General features: G+C 41.4%; 16 protein-coding genes, 1 tRNA gene and 1 pseudogene. 16 read left to right on the forward strand and 2 right to left on the reverse strand.

Annotation, left to right across the window (positions count from 1 at the left end):
- From hprK to fba, 8 genes are all read left to right on the forward strand, one after another.
- Positions 1–942, forward strand: coding sequence for an HPr(Ser) kinase/phosphatase (gene hprK / locus DW059_RS00230; RefSeq protein ID WP_022243584.1), 942 nt, complete (start codon positions 1–3; stop codon positions 940–942).
- A gap of 16 nt (positions 943–958) precedes the next feature.
- Entirely contained in the window at positions 959–2,350 is a 1,392-nt protein-coding gene (locus tag DW059_RS00235; protein ID WP_117696662.1) for an aminopeptidase, read from the forward strand.
- Between the two features lie 27 nt (positions 2,351–2,377).
- Entirely contained in the window at positions 2,378–3,289 is a 912-nt protein-coding gene (murB, locus tag DW059_RS00240; RefSeq protein ID WP_117696665.1) for a UDP-N-acetylmuramate dehydrogenase, read from the forward strand.
- On the forward strand, positions 3,286–4,158 hold the full coding sequence (rapZ, locus tag DW059_RS00245) for an RNase adapter RapZ (protein ID WP_117696668.1): 873 nt from the start codon (positions 3,286–3,288) through the stop codon (positions 4,156–4,158). Before murB ends, rapZ begins: the two co-directional genes overlap by 4 nt.
- 13 nt (positions 4,159–4,171) lie before the next feature.
- Positions 4,172–5,089, forward strand: coding sequence for a DNA-binding protein WhiA (gene whiA, locus DW059_RS00250; RefSeq protein ID WP_022243580.1), 918 nt, complete (start codon positions 4,172–4,174; stop codon positions 5,087–5,089).
- Positions 5,090–5,110: 21 nt separating this feature from the next.
- Positions 5,111–5,365, forward strand: coding sequence for an HPr family phosphocarrier protein (locus DW059_RS00255; RefSeq protein ID WP_022243579.1), 255 nt, complete (start codon positions 5,111–5,113; stop codon positions 5,363–5,365).
- A gap of 25 nt (positions 5,366–5,390) precedes the next feature.
- The gene (locus DW059_RS00260) at positions 5,391–6,299 is read left to right on the forward strand and encodes a diacylglycerol/lipid kinase family protein (protein WP_117696671.1); all 909 of its coding nucleotides are present in this window, start codon (positions 5,391–5,393) and stop codon (positions 6,297–6,299) included.
- 69 nt (positions 6,300–6,368) lie between these two features.
- Complete coding sequence (gene fba / locus DW059_RS00265) at positions 6,369–7,235, forward strand: class II fructose-1,6-bisphosphate aldolase (RefSeq protein ID WP_022243577.1); 867 nt, start codon at positions 6,369–6,371, stop codon at positions 7,233–7,235.
- Between the two features lie 49 nt (positions 7,236–7,284).
- Here the strand turns inward: fba and DW059_RS17760 are convergent.
- Positions 7,285–7,530: pseudogene (locus tag DW059_RS17760) on the reverse strand (DUF4368 domain-containing protein); the annotation flags it as partial.
- A 471-nt stretch (positions 7,531–8,001) separates the two neighbouring features.
- Here DW059_RS17760 and DW059_RS00275 point away from each other — a divergent pair.
- From DW059_RS00275 to DW059_RS00285, 3 genes are all read left to right on the forward strand, one after another.
- The gene (locus DW059_RS00275) at positions 8,002–10,122 is read left to right on the forward strand and encodes a glutamine synthetase III family protein (RefSeq protein WP_117696675.1); all 2,121 of its coding nucleotides are present in this window, start codon (positions 8,002–8,004) and stop codon (positions 10,120–10,122) included.
- A gap of 245 nt (positions 10,123–10,367) precedes the next feature.
- Complete coding sequence (locus DW059_RS00280) at positions 10,368–10,706, forward strand: P-II family nitrogen regulator (RefSeq protein ID WP_022243575.1); 339 nt, start codon at positions 10,368–10,370, stop codon at positions 10,704–10,706.
- A 169-nt stretch (positions 10,707–10,875) separates the two neighbouring features.
- Positions 10,876–12,072 carry an ammonium transporter gene (locus DW059_RS00285; protein ID WP_117696955.1) on the forward strand — a complete coding sequence of 399 codons (1,197 nt, stop codon included), beginning with the start codon at positions 10,876–10,878 and terminating at the stop codon, positions 12,070–12,072.
- Positions 12,073–12,258: 186 nt separating this feature from the next.
- Here the strand turns inward: DW059_RS00285 and DW059_RS00290 are convergent, their stop codons facing one another.
- On the reverse strand, positions 12,259–15,081 hold the full coding sequence (locus DW059_RS00290; protein ID WP_117696678.1) for a transglycosylase domain-containing protein: 2,823 nt from the start codon (positions 15,079–15,081) through the stop codon (positions 12,259–12,261).
- Positions 15,082–15,256: 175 nt separating this feature from the next.
- Here DW059_RS00290 and DW059_RS00295 point away from each other — a divergent pair, with 175 nt between their 5' ends.
- The 5 genes from DW059_RS00295 to DW059_RS00315 all read left to right on the forward strand — a co-directional run bounded on the left by DW059_RS00295 (position 15,257) and on the right by DW059_RS00315 (position 18,301).
- Positions 15,257–15,913 (forward strand): YigZ family protein, encoded by a 657-nt coding sequence (locus DW059_RS00295; protein WP_117696681.1) that lies wholly within the window; start codon positions 15,257–15,259, stop codon positions 15,911–15,913.
- Between the two features lie 99 nt (positions 15,914–16,012).
- Positions 16,013–16,084 (forward strand) — tRNA-Gln (locus tag DW059_RS00300).
- Positions 16,085–16,276: 192 nt separating this feature from the next.
- A complete protein-coding gene (locus DW059_RS00305) occupies positions 16,277–16,981 on the forward strand; it encodes an acyl-[acyl-carrier-protein] thioesterase (RefSeq protein ID WP_117696684.1) in 705 nt (234 codons plus the stop codon).
- Between the two features lie 13 nt (positions 16,982–16,994).
- Entirely contained in the window at positions 16,995–17,831 is an 837-nt protein-coding gene (locus DW059_RS00310) for a CvfB family protein (RefSeq protein WP_117696686.1), read from the forward strand.
- A gap of 95 nt (positions 17,832–17,926) precedes the next feature.
- Complete coding sequence (locus DW059_RS00315; RefSeq protein ID WP_022243569.1) at positions 17,927–18,301, forward strand: RidA family protein; 375 nt, start codon at positions 17,927–17,929, stop codon at positions 18,299–18,301.
- The last annotated feature ends 80 nt before the right edge of the window (positions 18,302–18,381 follow it).

Here is an 18,381-nt window from a genome sequence, read left to right on the forward strand (position 1 = left end):
ATGGAAGGTGTAGGAATTGAGAAAATTGTAAAAAAACTGCAGTTAAAGAAATATATTGAGGATATGGAATTAAAGGGACACCGCATCAGACTTGCGGATGTAAACCGTCCGGCGTTACAGCTGAGCGGATATTTTGAACATTTCGAGCAGTCCCGTGTACAGATTATCGGTATGGTAGAATATACATACCTGCAGCATTTGAATGATTCAGAAAAGGACAGCATTTACAGCCGGTTCTTAAAATATGATATACCATGTGTTATTTTCTGCAGGGATTTACAGCCGGATGACCTGTTCTTACAGAGGGCAAAGGAAAATAATGTTCCGGTATTCGGAACAGGCAGAAGCACATCAGAATTCATGGCGGAGCTGATTTATCTTTTGAGTGAAGAGCTTGCTCCGTGTATTACCATCCATGGTGTGCTGGTAGACGTTTACGGTGAGGGACTTCTGATTACCGGTGAAAGCGGAATCGGTAAGAGTGAAGCAGCACTGGAACTGATTAAGCGAGGACATCGTCTGGTAACAGATGATGTGGTAGAAATCCGTAAAATTAATGAGCATACCTTAACCGGCACATCACCGGATATCACCAGATACTTCATTGAGTTAAGAGGTATCGGAATCATTGATGTAAAGACTTTGTTCGGTGTTGAGTGTGTAAAAGAGAAACAGAATATCGACCTTGTAATTAAACTGGAAGACTGGAAGAAGGATAATGAGTATGACCGCCTTGGTCTTGAGGAAGAATATACAGAGTTACTTGGAAATAAAGTAGTATGTCATTCCCTTCCAATCCGTCCAGGCCGAAATCTGGCAGTTATCTGCGAGGCTGCAGCCGTTAACCACAGACAGAAGAAGATGGGTTACAATGCAGCTCAGGAATTGTATCGTCGTGTACAGGCAAATCTGAACAAGAAGGACGACGAGGAAGAAGAGTAAAAGGAGATTCATTCATATGGAACGAGAAGTAGCATGGAATCATTACAGTGAAGAAGAGAAGAAGAAAGTTTTTGAATTTGCAGAAGAGTATCGTAAATTTATATCAGCATGTAAGACAGAAAGAGAATGTGTACGCACTTTTGTAGAGCGGGCAGAGGCAGCAGGATATCTTGATATAAAGAAAGTGATTGCAGAAGGAATAAAACTGGAATCCGGTGCAAGAGTGTATGCAGATAATAATGGAAAAGCACTTGCTATGTTCATTGTAGGAAAGAAACCAATGGAAGAGGGCATGCGGATTCTCGGCGCACATGTGGATTCTCCGAGAATGGATTTAAAACAGAATCCATTCTATGAAGATACCGGGCTTGCTATGTTAGATACCCATTATTATGGTGGTGTGAAGAAATACCAGTGGGTAACACTTCCGCTGGCATTGCATGGTGTAGTGGCAAAGAAAGACGGAAGTGTAGTAGAGGTAAATATTGGAGATAAGCCGGGAGATCCGGTATTTGGTGTCAGTGATTTACTGATTCATCTTGCCGGTGAGCAGATGGAAAAGAAAGCAGCAAAGGTTATTGAAGGAGAAAACTTAGACCTTCTGATTGGAAGTATTCCGCTTGCAGGTGAAGAAAAAGAAAATGCCAAGGATACGGTAAAAGAAAATATCCTTGGAATCTTAAAAGAGGAATATGAAATTGAGGAAGAAGATTTCCTGTCCGCAGAGATTGAAGTGGTACCAGCCGGAGAAGCAAGAGATTATGGACTTGACCGGAGCATGATTATGGGGTACGGACATGATGACAGAGTCTGTGCGTATCCATCCTTTGAGGCAATGCTGGCAAAAAATGAAACACCGGAATATACCAGTGTATGTCTCCTGGTAGATAAAGAAGAAATCGGCAGCGTGGGAGCAACCGGGATGCAGTCGAGATTTTTTGAAAATATGACAGCAGAAGTGATGGCAGCAGCAGGACAGTATACAGAACTTGCACTGCGTCGTGCATTGCAGAATTCCCATGTATTATCCTCTGATGTCAGTGCGGCATTTGACCCCAATTATCCGTCCGTTATGGATAAGAAAAATGCAGCATATTTTGGAAAAGGAATGGTATTTAATAAATATACCGGTTCCAGAGGAAAGTCAGGTTCTAATGATGCCAGTGCAGAATATGTTGGAAAGTTGCGTGCAGTGATGGACGATGGTAATGTATTTTATCAGACTGCAGAATTAGGTAAAGTAGACCAGGGTGGCGGCGGAACCATCGCGTATATTCTGGCAAATTATGGAATGCAGGTAATTGACAGTGGTGTGGCAGTTTTAAATATGCATGCACCATGGGAGATTATCAGTAAAGCAGATTTATATGAAGCATATAAAGGTTATGTAGCATTTCTGGCTTCATAGAGAAATAAAAAATGGGAGAAGCAAATTGTGAGAGAAGACTGGATAGAAGCCATTAAGACAATTGTAGATGAAAGCAGAATACGCTTGCAGGAGCCGATGAGCCGTCATACCACATTCCGGATTGGGGGCATGGCAGAGATTTTTCTGATGCCGACCATCAAAGAGGCAGTGGATGTCATCACATTGTGCAGAGCAAAGAAGATTCCGTATACGATTATTGGAAACGGAAGCAATCTTCTGGTGGGCGATAAGGGAATTCCCGGAGTGGTCATTGAATTTGGCGCAAATGCTTCTTACATTGAAGTAAAGGAAAATATGATTCATGCCGAAGCGGGAGCATTGCTGTCGAAGGTTGCGCACAAGGCACTGGAAGCATCCTTAGGCGGAATGGAATTTGCAGCAGGAATTCCGGGAAGCATCGGAGGCGCAGTTGTGATGAACGCCGGTGCTTATGGCGGAGAGATGAAGGATATTTTAGTATCTGCGGATCTTTTGACCAAAGATGGTGAAGTGGTAGAAGTTCCGGTAGAAGAGATTTCCTTAAGTTACAGACACAGCCGTGTTATGGAGACCGGGGAAGTAGTGCTGGGTGTAACGTTAAAATTAGTATCCGGAGAAAAAGAGAAAATTGAAGCTGTCATGCAGGAACTCCGCCAGAAACGGCAGGAGAAGCAGCCGTTGGAATTCCCAAGTGCAGGAAGTACCTTTAAGCGGCCGGAAGGCTATTTTGCCGGAAAGCTGATTATGGATGCCGGGTTAAGAGGCTATCGTGTGGGAGATGCCCAGGTATCCGAGAAACATTGTGGCTTTGTTATAAACCGTGGGCAGGCAACTGCAGCAGAAGTGGAAGAGCTGATGCGCAGGGTGCAGGAAAAAGTAGAACAGGAGTTTCAGGTAAGACTGGAGCCGGAAGTAAGAAGGTTAGGAGAATTTTCATGAAACTGGTAATTCTGACAGGAATGTCCGGGGCGGGAAAGAGTACAGCACTTAAGATGATGGAGGATATCGGATTTTATTGTGTCGATAATCTGCCGATTCCGCTGATTGAAAAGTTTATAGAGTTGGCAGATTTAAGAAATACCGAGCTTCAGAAGGTTGCGGTGGGTGTGGATATCCGAAGCGGACAGGCATTGGAAGATTTGCAGGATATTCTTGACCACCTGAGAGGTGAAGGAAAAGAATTTGATGTACTGTTTTTGGATGCAGAGGATGGTGTGCTGGTAAAACGTTATAAAGAAACCAGAAGAAGTCATCCACTGGCAGGAAGCGATCGTGTCGATAAAGGCATCGAAGAAGAAAGAAGAAGATTGGAATTCTTAAAGAAACAGGCAAATTACATTATAGATACCAGTCATCTTCTGACCAGAGAATTAAAAACAGAATTAAATAAAATATTTGTAGAGAATCAGGAGTTTAAGAATTTATTTATCACAATTTTATCCTTTGGATTCAAGTATGGAATTCCGGCAGATGCAGATCTGGTGTTTGATGTACGTTTTCTGCCAAATCCGTATTATGTGGAAGGATTACGCCCAAAGAATGGTAATGATAAAGAGATTCAGGATTTTGTGATGCAATATAAGGAAGCCCACGTATTTCTGGATAAATTAGAAGATATGATAAAATTCCTGATACCGAATTACATAACAGAGGGAAAGAGCCAGCTGGTAATTGCCATTGGCTGTACCGGAGGCAAGCATCGTTCCGTAACCCTTGCCAATGAATTGTTTAAACGGTTGGAGAAACAGAAACAGTTTGGAATTAAGATAGAGCATCGTGACATTGAAAAGGATACGATGCGGCATTAGATGGAGATATGAGATGTCTTTTTCAGGAGAAGTAAAGGCGGAACTGGAGAAGCATATAAGTAAAAGCAGACACTGTCAGTTAGCAGAACTTGCAGCAATTATAAGTTTTTCTGGAAGAATGATATTGACGGGAGCAGATCCCAGATTGGAAATTGCAACAGAACATGCCGGATTGGCAAAAAAGTGCTATACGCTTTTGAAGCGGGCATTTGACATCAGTGCAGAGTTATCTGAACAGAATCCGGGTGTGTTATATATAGAAGAACAGGATGCCATGCGCAGGGTATTAATGGCACTTAAATTTTTGGAAGAGGACGGTTCACTGCATCCGTTCCGACAGGCAGTAAATGGAATGTTGCTGCAGAAGTCCTGCTGTAGAAGGACGTTTGTAAGAGGAGCATTTCTGGCTTCGGGTTCCATGAGTGACCCGCATAAATCCTATCATTTTGAAATTGTATGTGCAACGCCACAACAGGCAGAACAGCTCAGGACGGTAATCAGTGACTTTGGCATGGATGCGAAAGTGGTGGAACGTAAGAAGCACCATGTGGTATACTTAAAAGAAGGTGCACAGATTGTGGATATGTTAAATATCATGGAAGCACATGTGGCACTGATGAACCTTGAAAATGTACGCATTTTGAAAGAGATGCGTAACAGTGTAAACCGGCAGGTAAATTGTGAAACTGCCAATATTAATAAGACAGTGAATGCTGCAGTAAAGCAGATTGAAGATATTAAGTTTATCCAGGAAAAGGGACGACTGCAGGAATTGCCGGATAATCTTTACGAGATGGCACAGGTACGTTTGGAGCACCCGGAAGCGCCTCTTAAGGAACTGGGGGCATACTTAAATCCACCGGTGGGAAAATCCGGTGTGAATCACAGGTTAAGAAAGATAAGTGAAATTGCTGAAAACATGAGAGTATGAAAAGGATGAGGAGGAATACATATGATGAAGAAAGAGGTGACCATTAAATTTGTCAATGGTGTCGAAGCAAGTCCCATTGCATTGCTTGTTCAGACTGCAAATCGTTTTTCCAGCAGTATTTATATTGAATCCGGAGATAAAAAAGTAAATGTGAAGAGCATTATGGGTATGATGTCACTGGCAATGAATTATGAGGATATGGTAACAGTTGTTACTGAGGGTGAGGACGAGAAGGAAGCCTTGGATACATTGGAACAGTTCCTGTCTGAGGGCTAGAAGGAAAAGAGAGGTTATGTAAAAAATGAAAAAGAAATTACTTTTTATATTTAATCCACATTCCGGCAAGGGACTGATTAAGAATAAACTGTTAGAAATTGTAGACATTATGGTAAAGGCAGATTATGAAGTAACCATATATCCGACACAGAGCAAAGGGGATGCGCAGAACCATGTCAGAGAAGAAGCGAAGAATTATGATCTGATTGTCTGTAGTGGTGGAGACGGTACTTTGGATGAAGCAGTCAGCGGAATGATGGAAAGTGAAGAAAAGACACTGCTTGGCTATATTCCGGCAGGAAGTACCAACGACTTTGCCAATTCTTTAAGAATACCTAAAAGCATGCTAAAGGCAGCAAATGTAGCGGTAAAGGGAAGACGGTTTCCGGTAGATATAGGATATTTTAATGGAGATTCATTCGTATATGTGGCAGCATTTGGACTGTTTACTGCAGTATCTTATCAGACCAGCCAGCAGTTAAAGAATGTATTAGGACACGCAGCTTATATTTTAGAAGGAATGAAACAGCTTTTAGACATTCCGGTCTATAAGATGCGGGTAGAATATGATGATGAGGTATTAGAGGACGAATTTATCTATGGTATGATTACCAATTCTATTTCTGTGGGGGGATTTAAGAACCTGACAGGTAAAAATGTACTCCTGGATGACGGTGTTTTTGAGGTGACACTGATTAAAGCACCGAAGAATCCACTGGAGTTAAATGAGATTATTGCAGCATTAACCAGCCGCAAGGATGATACCGACCTGGTATACTCATTTAAGAGCAGCAATATTAAGTTTTATCCGGAAGAAATTATTCCATGGACTTTAGATGGTGAGTTTGGGGGAGACCATAAGGAAGTGGAAATAAGAAATATGCACCAGGCTTTGGAGATTATGGTCAAGAATAAAGAAACATCTGTAAAATGATTGTTATATTTTTAACTTTATTTTTGGGAAAAGCCATGGTACAATGAAAAAAACAATGGAGGAATCAAAATGTTAGTATCAGCAACAGAAATGTTAAAAAAAGCAAAAGCTGGTCATTATGCAGTAGGCCAGTTCAATATCAACAACCTTGAGTGGACAAAATCAATACTGTTAACTGCAGAAGAATTAAAATCCCCTGTAATTCTTGGTGTATCTGAAGGTGCAGGAAAATATATGACAGGTTTTAAGACCGTTGCAGCTATGGTAAAAGCTATGGATGAAGAACTTGGAATCACAGTTCCTGTAGCACTTCACTTAGATCATGGAACATATGAAGGATGTTATAAATGTATCAAAGCTGGATTTACATCTATCATGTTTGATGGTTCTCATTATCCATTTGAAGAGAACCTTGCTAAGTCTACAGAGCTTGTAAATGTAGCTCATCAGCTTGGACTTTCTATCGAGTGTGAGGTTGGTTCCATCGGTGGAGAAGAAGACGGAGTAGTTGGAATGGGCGAGTGCGCAGATCCTAACGAGTGTAAGACAATCGCTGATCTTGGTGTAGATATGCTTGCAGCAGGTATCGGTAATATCCACGGAAAATATCCGGCAAACTGGAAAGGACTTTCTTTCGAAACTCTGGATGCTATCCAGCAGAAGACAGGAACTATGCCATTAGTACTTCACGGTGGTACAGGAATTCCTGCAGATATGATTAAGAAAGCTATCTCTCTTGGCGTATCTAAGATTAATGTAAATACAGAGTGTCAGTTATCTTTCGCAGATGCTACACGTAAATATATTGAAGCTGGTAAGGACTTAGAGGGCAAAGGATTTGACCCACGTAAATTATTAGCTCCAGGTGCAGAAGCAATCAAAGCTACTGTAAAAGAAAAAATGGAATTATTTGGTTCTGTTGGAAAAGCAGAATAAGAATGATTTTTATAAGGGCCGCCCATTAGAGGGTGCAAGTAAGGGATTTTTATCCTTTGAAAAATCGGCATAGTTTCGGAGAAATCCGGCTATGCCATTTTTTTCTTTTGCTTGCAGGAAGATTAACTGCACCAATGCAGTTGTAGATAATTTGGATTTCCTGCTGTCTGCGACCATTCATTTTCTCTGCGTTGAATATAATAATCTTGTCATCGAATTCTCGTATAATCTCAGCATTTAATTCTGTAAATTCAGCATATTTCTTTACTAAGGATAAGAAGTACTGTGCATTGAGGTTTTCTTCCTTAGCCTATGATAAGAATAATTTCAGTTCAGAGACTCTTCATATTCTTTCTTGCCTGAAGTGCCGGAAACCACGGAATGCGTACATTAAAAAGTACAGAAGAGGGCACGGAAAAAGTAGTTGCAGATGAGAATGGGTATGCAGTACCGCCTGGCAGCAACTGATTTCGAAACCGGCGATTGATAAAATCGACAAAAAATGTATATTATTTTGCACAAATTTGTAGAATGTATCAAAAATAAAAAAAATATAAACTTTGACTTGATTTTTTAGAAAGTTTCATGTATTTTAAATATAGCAGATGAAATGTGCGTGACGAACAAGGGTGTTCCAAAGGAATTGGAATGCCCTTTTTTCTATATCTGGGGAATTACCGGAGGAGAGAAGTCATACATTGATTGCAGAAAATAAAAATCATATTTCTCAGGGGATTTATGGTGAGAGGCAGAAAGGATGTATAGTATGAGTGAGACAGAATATTTCAATGTAGCAGATATTTTCGGCGAGAACGTATTCAATGATGCAGTAATGCAGGAACGTCTTCCGAAAAAGACCTACAAAAAGTTAAGAGAAGTAATCGAAGAGGGAAAAGAATTAGACCTTGAGACAGCAGACGTAGTGGCACATGAGATGAAAGAGTGGGCAATCGAAAAAGGAGCTACCCATTATACACACTGGTTCCAGCCATTAACAGGAGTAACTGCTGAGAAACATGATTCCTTTATTACAGCACCAATGCCAAACGGTAAAGTTTTGATGAGCTTTTCCGGTAAGGAATTAATCAAAGGTGAGCCAGACGCATCTTCTTTTCCATCCGGTGGATTAAGAGCAACCTTTGAGGCAAGAGGATATACAGCATGGGATTGTACTTCGCCGGCATTCGTAAGACAGGATGCAGCAGGAGCAACTCTTTGTATTCCTACCGCTTTCTGCTCCTACACAGGAGAAGCATTGGACCAGAAGACACCGTTACTTCGTTCCATGGAAGCAATTAATACCCAGTCTCTCCGGCTTTTAAGATTATTTGGAAATACAACATCTAAGAAAGTAACTCCTTCCGTTGGACCGGAGCAGGAATATTTCATCGTAGACAGAGAAAAATATTTAAAGAGAAAAGATTTAATCTTTACCGGACGTACCTTATTTGGAGCAATGCCTCCAAAAGGACAGGAAATGGATGACCATTACTTCGGAATCATCCGTGAGAGAATTGCAGCATACATGAGAGATGTAAATAAAGAATTATGGAAACTTGGTGTATCTGCAAAGACACAGCATAACGAAGTTGCTCCTGCACAGCATGAGTTAGCTCCAATCTACTCCGAAGCAAACGTAGCAGTAGACCACAACCAGTTAGTAATGGAAACCTTAAAGAAGGTTGCCGGCCGTCATGGCTTACAGTGTCTGCTTCATGAGAAGCCATTTGCAGGTGTCAATGGTTCTGGAAAACATAACAACTGGTCTATCACAACAGATGATGGAATTAACTTATTAGAGCCGGGCAAAACACCTCATGAGAACGTACAGTTCTTATTAGTGCTTACCTGTATCTTAAAAGCAGTAGATAAACATGCAGACCTGCTTCGTGAATCTGCAGCAGACGTTGGAAACGACCACAGATTAGGAGCAAACGAGGCACCGCCAGCAATCGTTTCTATCTATCTTGGAGAACAGTTACAGGATGTATTATCACAGCTTATCTGCACCGGAGAAGCTACACACAGTTTAGCTGGTTCTAAATTAGAGACTGGTGTTAAGACATTGCCTGACTTCATGAAAGATGCAACAGACCGTAACAGAACTTCACCGTTTGCATTTACCGGAAACAAATTCGAGTTCCGTATGGTTGGTTCCCAGGATTCCATCGCACAGCCAAACGTTGTATTGAATACAATTGTAGCAGAAGCATTTTCTGAGGCGTGTGATGAACTGGAAAAAGCAGACGATTTTGATATGGCAGTACATGATCTGATTAAGAAATATGCAACTGAGCATCAGAGAATCGTATTCAACGGAAACGGATATTCTGATGAATGGGTAGAGGAAGCAGAGCGTCGTGGACTTCCAAACATCAAGTCCATGGTAGATGCAATCCCGGCACTGAATACAGAAAAAGCAGTTTCTTTATTCGAGCGTTTTGGTGTATTTACCAAAGCGGAGCTGGATTCCCGTGTAGAAATCGAATATGAGACTTACGCAAAAGAGATTAACATCGAAGCAAAAGCTATGATTGATATTGCAGGAAAACAGATTATCCCGGCAGTTATCAAATATACAACAGAGCTTGCAACTTCTGCAGCAGCTGTAAAATCTGTATGTGATGCAGACATCAGTGTTCAGACAGAATTACTGACAGAAGTATCTGACCTCTTATCTGAGACCAAGATTGCTTTGGCAAAACTGGAAGAAGTAACAGAAAAAGGTGGAACAATGGAAGAGGGAAGAGATCAGGCTGTATATTACAGAGATGTTGTAAAAACAACAATGGATGCATTAAGAGCTCCGGTTGACAAGTTAGAGATGCTTGTTGACAAAGATATATGGCCAATGCCATCTTATGGAGATTTAATCTTCGAAGTATAAAAAAGAACTTTAATTGCAGGGCATTCTCCTTAGAACAGACGGAAAAAGAGGCATAAAAGGGAGGATGCCAGGCAACTTAAGTTACCTGGCAGATTATGAAAAAGAATATTTAAAGTTATGTTTTTCTTTTGCTTATGACTATACTATATCAGCCTAATTTGAAAAAAGCGTGTTGATAAAGTGAATCATCTTTGAATGCCAGGTGAATAAATTGTGAACAATAATAAGAAGGAGGACGAGATGATATGAAAAAGCTGGAAATTATTATTAAACCGGAAAAGCTTGAAGACTTGAAAGCAGTCTTAGAAAGCAGTGAAGTCAATGGTTTAAACATTGTAAATAGCATGGGATATGGTAATCAGAAGGGTATTATCAAGAATTACCGTGGAGCATCTTATAATGTAACATTACTTCCGAAAATCAAAGTAGAGACTGTTGTTTCGGATGAAGTTGCGCCAGGATTAATTGATAAGGTAGTAGATGAGATTAATACCGGTAACTTTGGTGATGGTAAAATCTTTGTGTATGATGTAGAAGATGCCGTTCGTATCCGTACCGGTGAACATGGTGACAAAGCATTATAAAAGATGCAAAGAGGAGTAAGGCACAGATAGGAAACTGTCTTGTGGATATTGAAAAATGAATATCGCAAATAAATATTATCGAAGGAGATAAGCAGACAAGGAGAGAGCCTTGTTTGATATCTCTATTTTTTTTACTTTAATATTTATTTTGGTAAAGGAGGAAATGATTATGGATATGAGTGTTTGGTTCCTGATGGGAGCAGCGTTAGTATTTTTTATGCAATGTGGATTTGCAATGGTAGAGGCTGGTTTTACCAGATCAAAAAATACAGGTAATATTACAATGAAGAACCTGATGGACTTCTGTATTGGTACCGTTGCATTTTATTTATTAGGATATAATATTCTTTGTGGTGATGGAAAATTTGTAGGATGGGGTTTAAATCCATTGAAGAATTTTGGAACAACAGACTGGTCCAATTTCGTATTTAACCTGGTATTCTGTGCAACAGCTGCAACAATTGTATCTGGAGCAATGGCAGAGCGTACCAAATTCATTACATATTGTATTTACAGTTTTGTAATCAGCCTGATTGTATATCCGGTAGAAGCACACTGGGTATGGGGCGGAACTCCATGGCTTACAGACCTTGGATTTACAGATTTCGCAGGTTCTGCATGTATTCATATGGTAGGTGGAATTACCGCATTTATCGGAGCCGCTTTATTAGGACCTCGTATTGGTAAATATGACAAAGATGGTAAATCAAGACCTATTATGGGTCACAACATTTTAATTGGTGCGTTGGGAGTATTTATTCTCTGGTTTGGCTGGTATGGATTTAATGGTGCAGCAGCAACTGATACCTTACAGCTTTCACAGATTTTTGCAACAACAACCATTGCACCGGCAGCAGCAACTGTTACAGCAATGATTTATACCTGGATTAAGAATGGTAAACCGGATGTGTCCATGTCCTTAAATGGTTCCCTGGCAGGTCTGGTAGCAATTACAGCAGGATGTGCAAATGTTGATGCAGTAGGAGCATTCATTATCGGTGGTTTAGCTGGTATCCTTTGTACCATGTCAGTATACTTTGTAGAAGACAAATTAAAAGTAGATGATCCGGTTGGTGCTGTATCCGTACACGGTGCCTGTGGTCTTTTTGGAACATTGATGGTAGGTCTCTTTGATTATACAGATGGCCTCTTCTATGGTGGCGGAGTTCATCATCTGGCAATTCAGGCACTTGGTGTCGTATGTATCGCAGGCTGGGTAATTGTAACCATGAGCATAGTATTTATCGTATTAAAGAAGACAATTGGTCTTAGAGTATCAAAAGAAGAAGAGTTAGAAGGTCTGGATTCTACTGAGCATGGCTTAGAGTCAGCTTACCCGGATTTTGTAACAAGAGAACTTCACTAATCATGTACTAATCTAATTGTGATTAGGTTAGTAATTATCTAATCCCCTTAGTAGTATATACATCAACAACGAAAGTCCTGGCGTATGTCAGGGCTTTTGTTGTTGTCTGTGCCCGGTATCAGATAGAAAAATAGAGGCTGCCTTTGGCAGCTTCTATAGGTGTCTGATTATAGAATAATGATTTGGTTAATTCGTAGTGTTTCCATCAGAGCCGATACCGGAACTTCCACCGCCGGTTCCTGTACCACCACCGGTTCCTGTGCCACTGCCGGTTCCTGTGCCACTGCCGGTTCCTGCACCACCACTGGTTCCTGTACTGCCGCCGGTTCCTGTGCCACCACCGGTTCCTGTATCACCACCGGTATTTGTACTGCTTCCGGTTCCGGTATTACCATGATCTGGTGTAGTATTATCCCCACCACCGGTAAGACTTCCACTGGTTGGATTAGAAGTATCTGTTGTATTAGTAGATGGTGTGGAAGGCTGTGTAACGGAACTTGAAGTGTGTACGTTACAGGTGCTGTTGGATAATTCATCTGTCATAAGATATGGAGAATCATCCGTACCTTCAGAACCGCCAACGATATAGATACCAGTCTGTCTTGTTTCGTTCGGACAATATTCATTTGCAAGCATTCCGGAGGAAGTACAGATTGTTGCGCTGACATGATGGTCACATACTTCTGTTGGAACTGTGCCGGTTGCAAAATATTCTGTTTCAACCATGCTGCCACGCGGATCACAGTCACATAAACCTTCTACGGCAAGTTTTCCGGATTTCTTACATACGACAGCAGAAGTAATTCCGCTTGGCATAGTAAAGTCTTTATATTCCAGATTTTCATGGACACGGGACATAACTGCTTTCCAGATTAACTTTGGATATCTGGTGCTGGAAAGTTCGCTGTTATCATCATATCCGCCCCATACACCACAGGTATAATATGGTGTGTATCCTACGAAAAGAGCATCGCGGTCAGAGGTTGTAGTACCTGTTTTACCGGCAATCGGCATAGAACCGAAGTTAACGATTGTACCGGTACCGGAGGTAACAACATCTTCCATGGCATTGGTTAAGAGCCATGCAGTGGTGTCCTTTAATACAGTATGGGTCTGCGGAGTATTGTCAATTAAAACATTTCCGTCATGGTCTAAAATCTTGGTATAGAATCTTGGTTTGGTATAAGTACCGCCATTTGCAACGGTCGCATAGGCGGCAGTTAATTCTAAGTTGGTAACACCTTTATAGATACCTCCAAGGCAGAGAGCCTGATTATTATCGTGTTCAGCATCTAAGGTGGTAAATCCGAAGCTCTGTAAGTAACTGTAACCTAAATCGGTACTGATATCAGTGAGGGTCTTAACGGTTACAATATTGATGGAGTGGCAGATTGCTTCTCTTAAAGTAGTAAATCCACGATACTGGTCATCGTAGTTACGAAGAGAACGTCCATTGGTATAAGAATAAGGAGCATCATCTTCTACAGAGGCTAAGGTCATTCCACCACTGTCAAGAGCAGGTGCATAAGCAGCTAAAATCTTGAAGGTGGAACCCGGCTGTCTGGTGGTATCAGAAGCCCGGTTTAAGGTTTTGTTTGCGGTTTTATCACCACGGCCACCAACTAATGCTTTCACTTCACCGGTAGCCTGATCCATCAGCGTAAGGGAAGCCTGTGGCTGAATCGTAAAGGTAACGGATTCGCCGCTGCCCGGGATGGTATCTCCCTCTTCCATAATATCTGCTTTATACTGGTCAATGGCAGCCTGGGCATCTTCTTTGGAACTGAAGTTGATGTTGTAGCTGTTATTACCGGTTTTTTCACGATAGTAGGTGAGCATGGTCTGTTCACTGTAATTCTGCAGTGTACCATCGGCTTTCTGGATGGAAAGACGATAGGAGAAAGAATATTCCACCTGACCGTTGTAGTTATCTAAGTTATTGACTTCCTCATCACAAATCTGCTGGAGATTAGCATTCTGGGTGGAGTAAATGGTAAGACCACCACCATAGAGTGCATTGAAAGCCTGTGTCTCGGTATAACCTAATTCATTGATTAAGTCATCCATTACTTGGTCGGTAAGGGTATCCACAAAGTAGGAGTTGACATTTGCAGTAGAAGAAGTGCTGTTATCTACAATCTGAATACGGTCGTAGACATTATCTGCTAATGCTTCGTCGTGTTCTTCCTGCGAAATATAACCTTGGTCTAACATATTGTCTAAGACATCTTTACGACGGGATGCGTTGTTGTCCGGGTTAGTAATCGGATTATACTTTGTCGGACTCTTGGTAATTGCTGCAATTACTGCACACTCAGAAAGTGTTAAGTCAGATACATCTTTGTTAAAATATCGTTTGGATGCAGCCTGGACACCAAGGGTATTCTGACCAAGGTTAATGGTGTTTAAGTAATTTTCCAGAATCCAGTTCTTGGATTCTCTTTTTTCAAGCTGTACAGCCAGATACTGTTCCTGTATTTTACGCTCAAACTTGTCAGCCATACTGTCTTCGCTTGTCCAGTCAGTGAAAACGTTGTTTTTCAGAAGCTGCTGTGTAATTGTGCTGGCTCCCTGATTAAAATGAAAACCGGATGCAATGCCTTTGAAGCCGGCACGGATGATTCCTTTGATATCAATTCCGTTGTGATCGTAAAAACGTTCATCTTCGATGGCTACGAATGCATGTTGAAGATTAATCGGCATCTTATCAATGGTTACCGGGTCACGATTTGTACCGGAAGTAACCAGAGTGGCAATTTCATTACCCTCATCGTCAAGAACGGTAGAGAGCTGTCCGGTAGGACTTGCATCAATATCATCTATATCTGGTGCAGAATCAATGATTCCTTTGAAGATTCCGATTCCTGCACAAATACCGACGACAGCTACTAAGAAAAAGCAGATCAGTAGAGTCTTGCAGAAAATTACGGAAAACTTCTTACGGACCATAGTACCTTTGGAAGTGAGCTCTTTTTCCTTCCTGGCGGTACTCTTCTTTCCATAATTCATAATGTGCCTCCTTTGGATTAATAACATTATTTTCTTATTATAGCAAAAAGATACCATATAATAAAGAAAAAAGTAAAACGCAAGGTTTGATAAGAAATTCTTAAGGTTTCCTTGCAGGAAAAATGGAAATCATGCTACAATAAGGAAACGAAAAAAGAGGCAGGAGCAATGCAATATGTCAGAAGTTTCAAACGGAAAAGTAATATATGAAGGCGGCAGTGGTGAGCTTGAAGAGAAAAAATCGCGGTTTATTGCAAATATTGCACCAGTTACCACAGAAGAGGAAGCGGTAGCATATATCAATACTATGAAGAAAAAATACTGGGATGCAAGACATAACTGCTCCGCATTTATAATAGGAAGAAATCAGGAGCTGACCCGTTGCTCGGATGACGGAGAACCTTCCGGCACAGCAGGCCGTCCGATGTTAGACGTACTTTTACGGGAAGGCATCCGGGATGTAGTGGTAGTAGTAACCCGGTATTTTGGTGGAACACTTCTGGGAACCGGTGGACTGGTGCGTGCTTATCAGGGTGCTGTACAGGAGGGTTTAAAGAATTGTACCATCATTGAAAAGAGACCGGGAAAGCGTCTTAAGATAAGTACGGATTATACAGGACTTGGCAAGATACAGTATCTTCTGGCAGAACAGGGCGTTACGATTATGGATACCGAATATGCAGAAGGTGTGGAACTGGATGCAGCAGTACCGTTAGAACAGTGTCTGGAATTAGAAAAGAAACTTACGGATTCCACCAGTGGAAAGGCAAAGCTGATGTGGGAAGAGACCATTGAATTTGCAGATTTGAACGGTACAATCAAGGTTTTTTGATGACCTGTAAAAACTTTTTGCAAAAAATCGAAAAAAAATCGAAAAAGTGCTTGACGAATGGAATGTTTTCATGTAGAATACCCATTGTTGACACAACAAAGGGCTATCGCCAAACGGTAAGGCAACGGACTCTGACTCCGTCATTTCAAGGTTCGAATCCTTGTAGCCCTGCTCATGAAAACACCACAGCAGCGTGGTGTTTTTTTACTTTACAGGAAATTGCTTTCCCGCAAAGTAAAAACGATCCGCGAGGATGCGCACTGCGACGTATAAGGTAGATGCCGCAAGCGGCCGCCGCAGGCGCGAGAATGTGCCAGGGCACATTCTTTCTAATAGCCAGGCATTTACAAGGAGGACACATCTATGTATTCCATGAAAAGCAGAGTAAGATATAGTGAAACAGACAGCGGACAGAAGATGACATTTCAGGCATTGACTAATTATCTGCAGGATTGTTGTATATTCCAGTCAGAGGATCTTGGAATTGGCGTGGACTATTTGAAGGAGCATGCACAGGCATGGTTTTTGGCATCCTGGCAGATTGTGGTAGAACGGCTGCCAGTTCTTGGAGAAAAAATAACAGTAAAGACCTGGCCATATAACTTTAAAGGTTTTTATGGTTATCGTAATTTTACCATAGAGGATGCTGAGGGGAAAATCTGTGCTTATGCGGATTCCCAGTGGATTTTTATGGATTTAAAGAGGGAAAGACCGGCACGGATTTCTGATAAGATGTTAGAAGAATATCAGATGGAAGAGCCTTTCAAAATGGACTATGCGGACAGAAAGATAAAACTTCCGGAGAAAATGCAGGAACAGGAAAGCTTTCAGATTCGCCCGGAGCAGATTGATACCAATCATCATGTAAATAATGAACAGTATATTGCCATGGCAAAGAATTATCTGCCTGAGAATTTTAATATCCATAAAATGCGGGCAGAATACCGGAAAGCAGCAGTATTAGGAGACAAGGTATTCCCATTTGTATATGCAGATGATAAAATGTATCTGGTATCACTGGCGGATGAAGAGCAGAAACCATATGCCATTGTAGAATTTGAACAATAGAAAGCAGGAAAATATGAATCTTGGAGAAAAACAGGAACTGACAGCAGTAAAGAAAGTTGAATTTGGAATGTATCTGGCAGAAAATCCGGAGGATGAGACCAGAGTGCTTTTGCCGGCAAAACAGGTGCCGGAGGGACTTTGCATCGGAGATAAAGTAGAAATCTTTTTATACCGGGATTCCAAAGACCGCCTGATTGCAACCACCCATGAACCGAAATTGGTACTGGGACAGCTTGCAGTGCTTCCGGTATTGGAAGTTGGTAAAATAGGAGCATTTTTAGACTGGGGACTGGAAAAGGATTTATTCCTTCCCTATAAGGAGATGACCCGCAAGGTAAATGCCGGGGATGAAGTCATGGTAACTTTATACATTGATAAGAGCCGCAGACTCTGCGCCAGCATGAAGAATCTTTATGACCTTTTAAGCAAAGATTCTCCATATAAAGCAGGGGATGAAGTAGAAGCAAGAATCTATGAATTCAGTGATAATTTTGGAACCTTTGCAGCGGTGGATGATAAATATTCTGCAATGATTTCCAAGCATGAGGACAGCAGCCATCTTCGGATAGGGGATGTAATTGCTGCCAGGGTAGTCAATGTAAAACCGGATGGCAAGCTGGATATTACCCTTCGGGAAAAAGCTTACCTTCAGATGGACAGCGATGCACAGAAGGTAATGGAAGTGATAGATTCCTATGCCGGCGTACTGCCATTTACAGAAAAGGCATCACCGGAAGTAATCATGAGGGAAACCGGACTCAGCAAGGCAGCATTCAAGCGCGCTATAGGCAGACTCTATAAGGAGAGAAAGATAACCCTCAGCGAGCATGCAATCCGTAAAAACATTTAATTTACGCGAGCAGCCAGAAAAACTGCATGTTTGCATGCAGATTTGGCGAGCACCGCGAATAGTTATTATTTAAATAAAGAAAGAAGGAACGAGACATGAAGAAAGTAATCGCAACAGAAAAAGCACCGGCAGCAATCGGACCATATTCACAGGCAATTGAAGTAAATGGAATGGTATATACTTCTGGTATTATTCCCGTTGTACCGGCAACCGGCGAGATTCCGGAAGGCTCGGTAGCACAGGCAAAACAGGCACTGACCAATCTTTCCAATCTTTTAGAAGCAGCAGGCACAAATATGGACAAAGTGGTTAAGACGACGGTGTTCATCAAAGAGATGAATGATTTCGCAGCAATTAATGAGGTTTATAAGACATTCTTTACCACCGATTTCCCAGCAAGAAGCTGTGTAGAAGTAGCACGTCTTCCAAAGGACGTTATGCTTGAAATCGAAGCAATCGCAATGAAATAGGACAAGGAAACATAGAAAAAGACCGGAAATCTTAAAGTCTCCCTGAAGGAAGAAAAAGGTTCCGGTCTTTTGCGTTGCAA

It is taken from the genome of Roseburia sp. AF42-8 (genome assembly GCF_003435965.1).
GTDB classification, from domain to species: domain Bacteria; phylum Bacillota; class Clostridia; order Lachnospirales; family Lachnospiraceae; genus Roseburia_C; species Roseburia_C amylophila.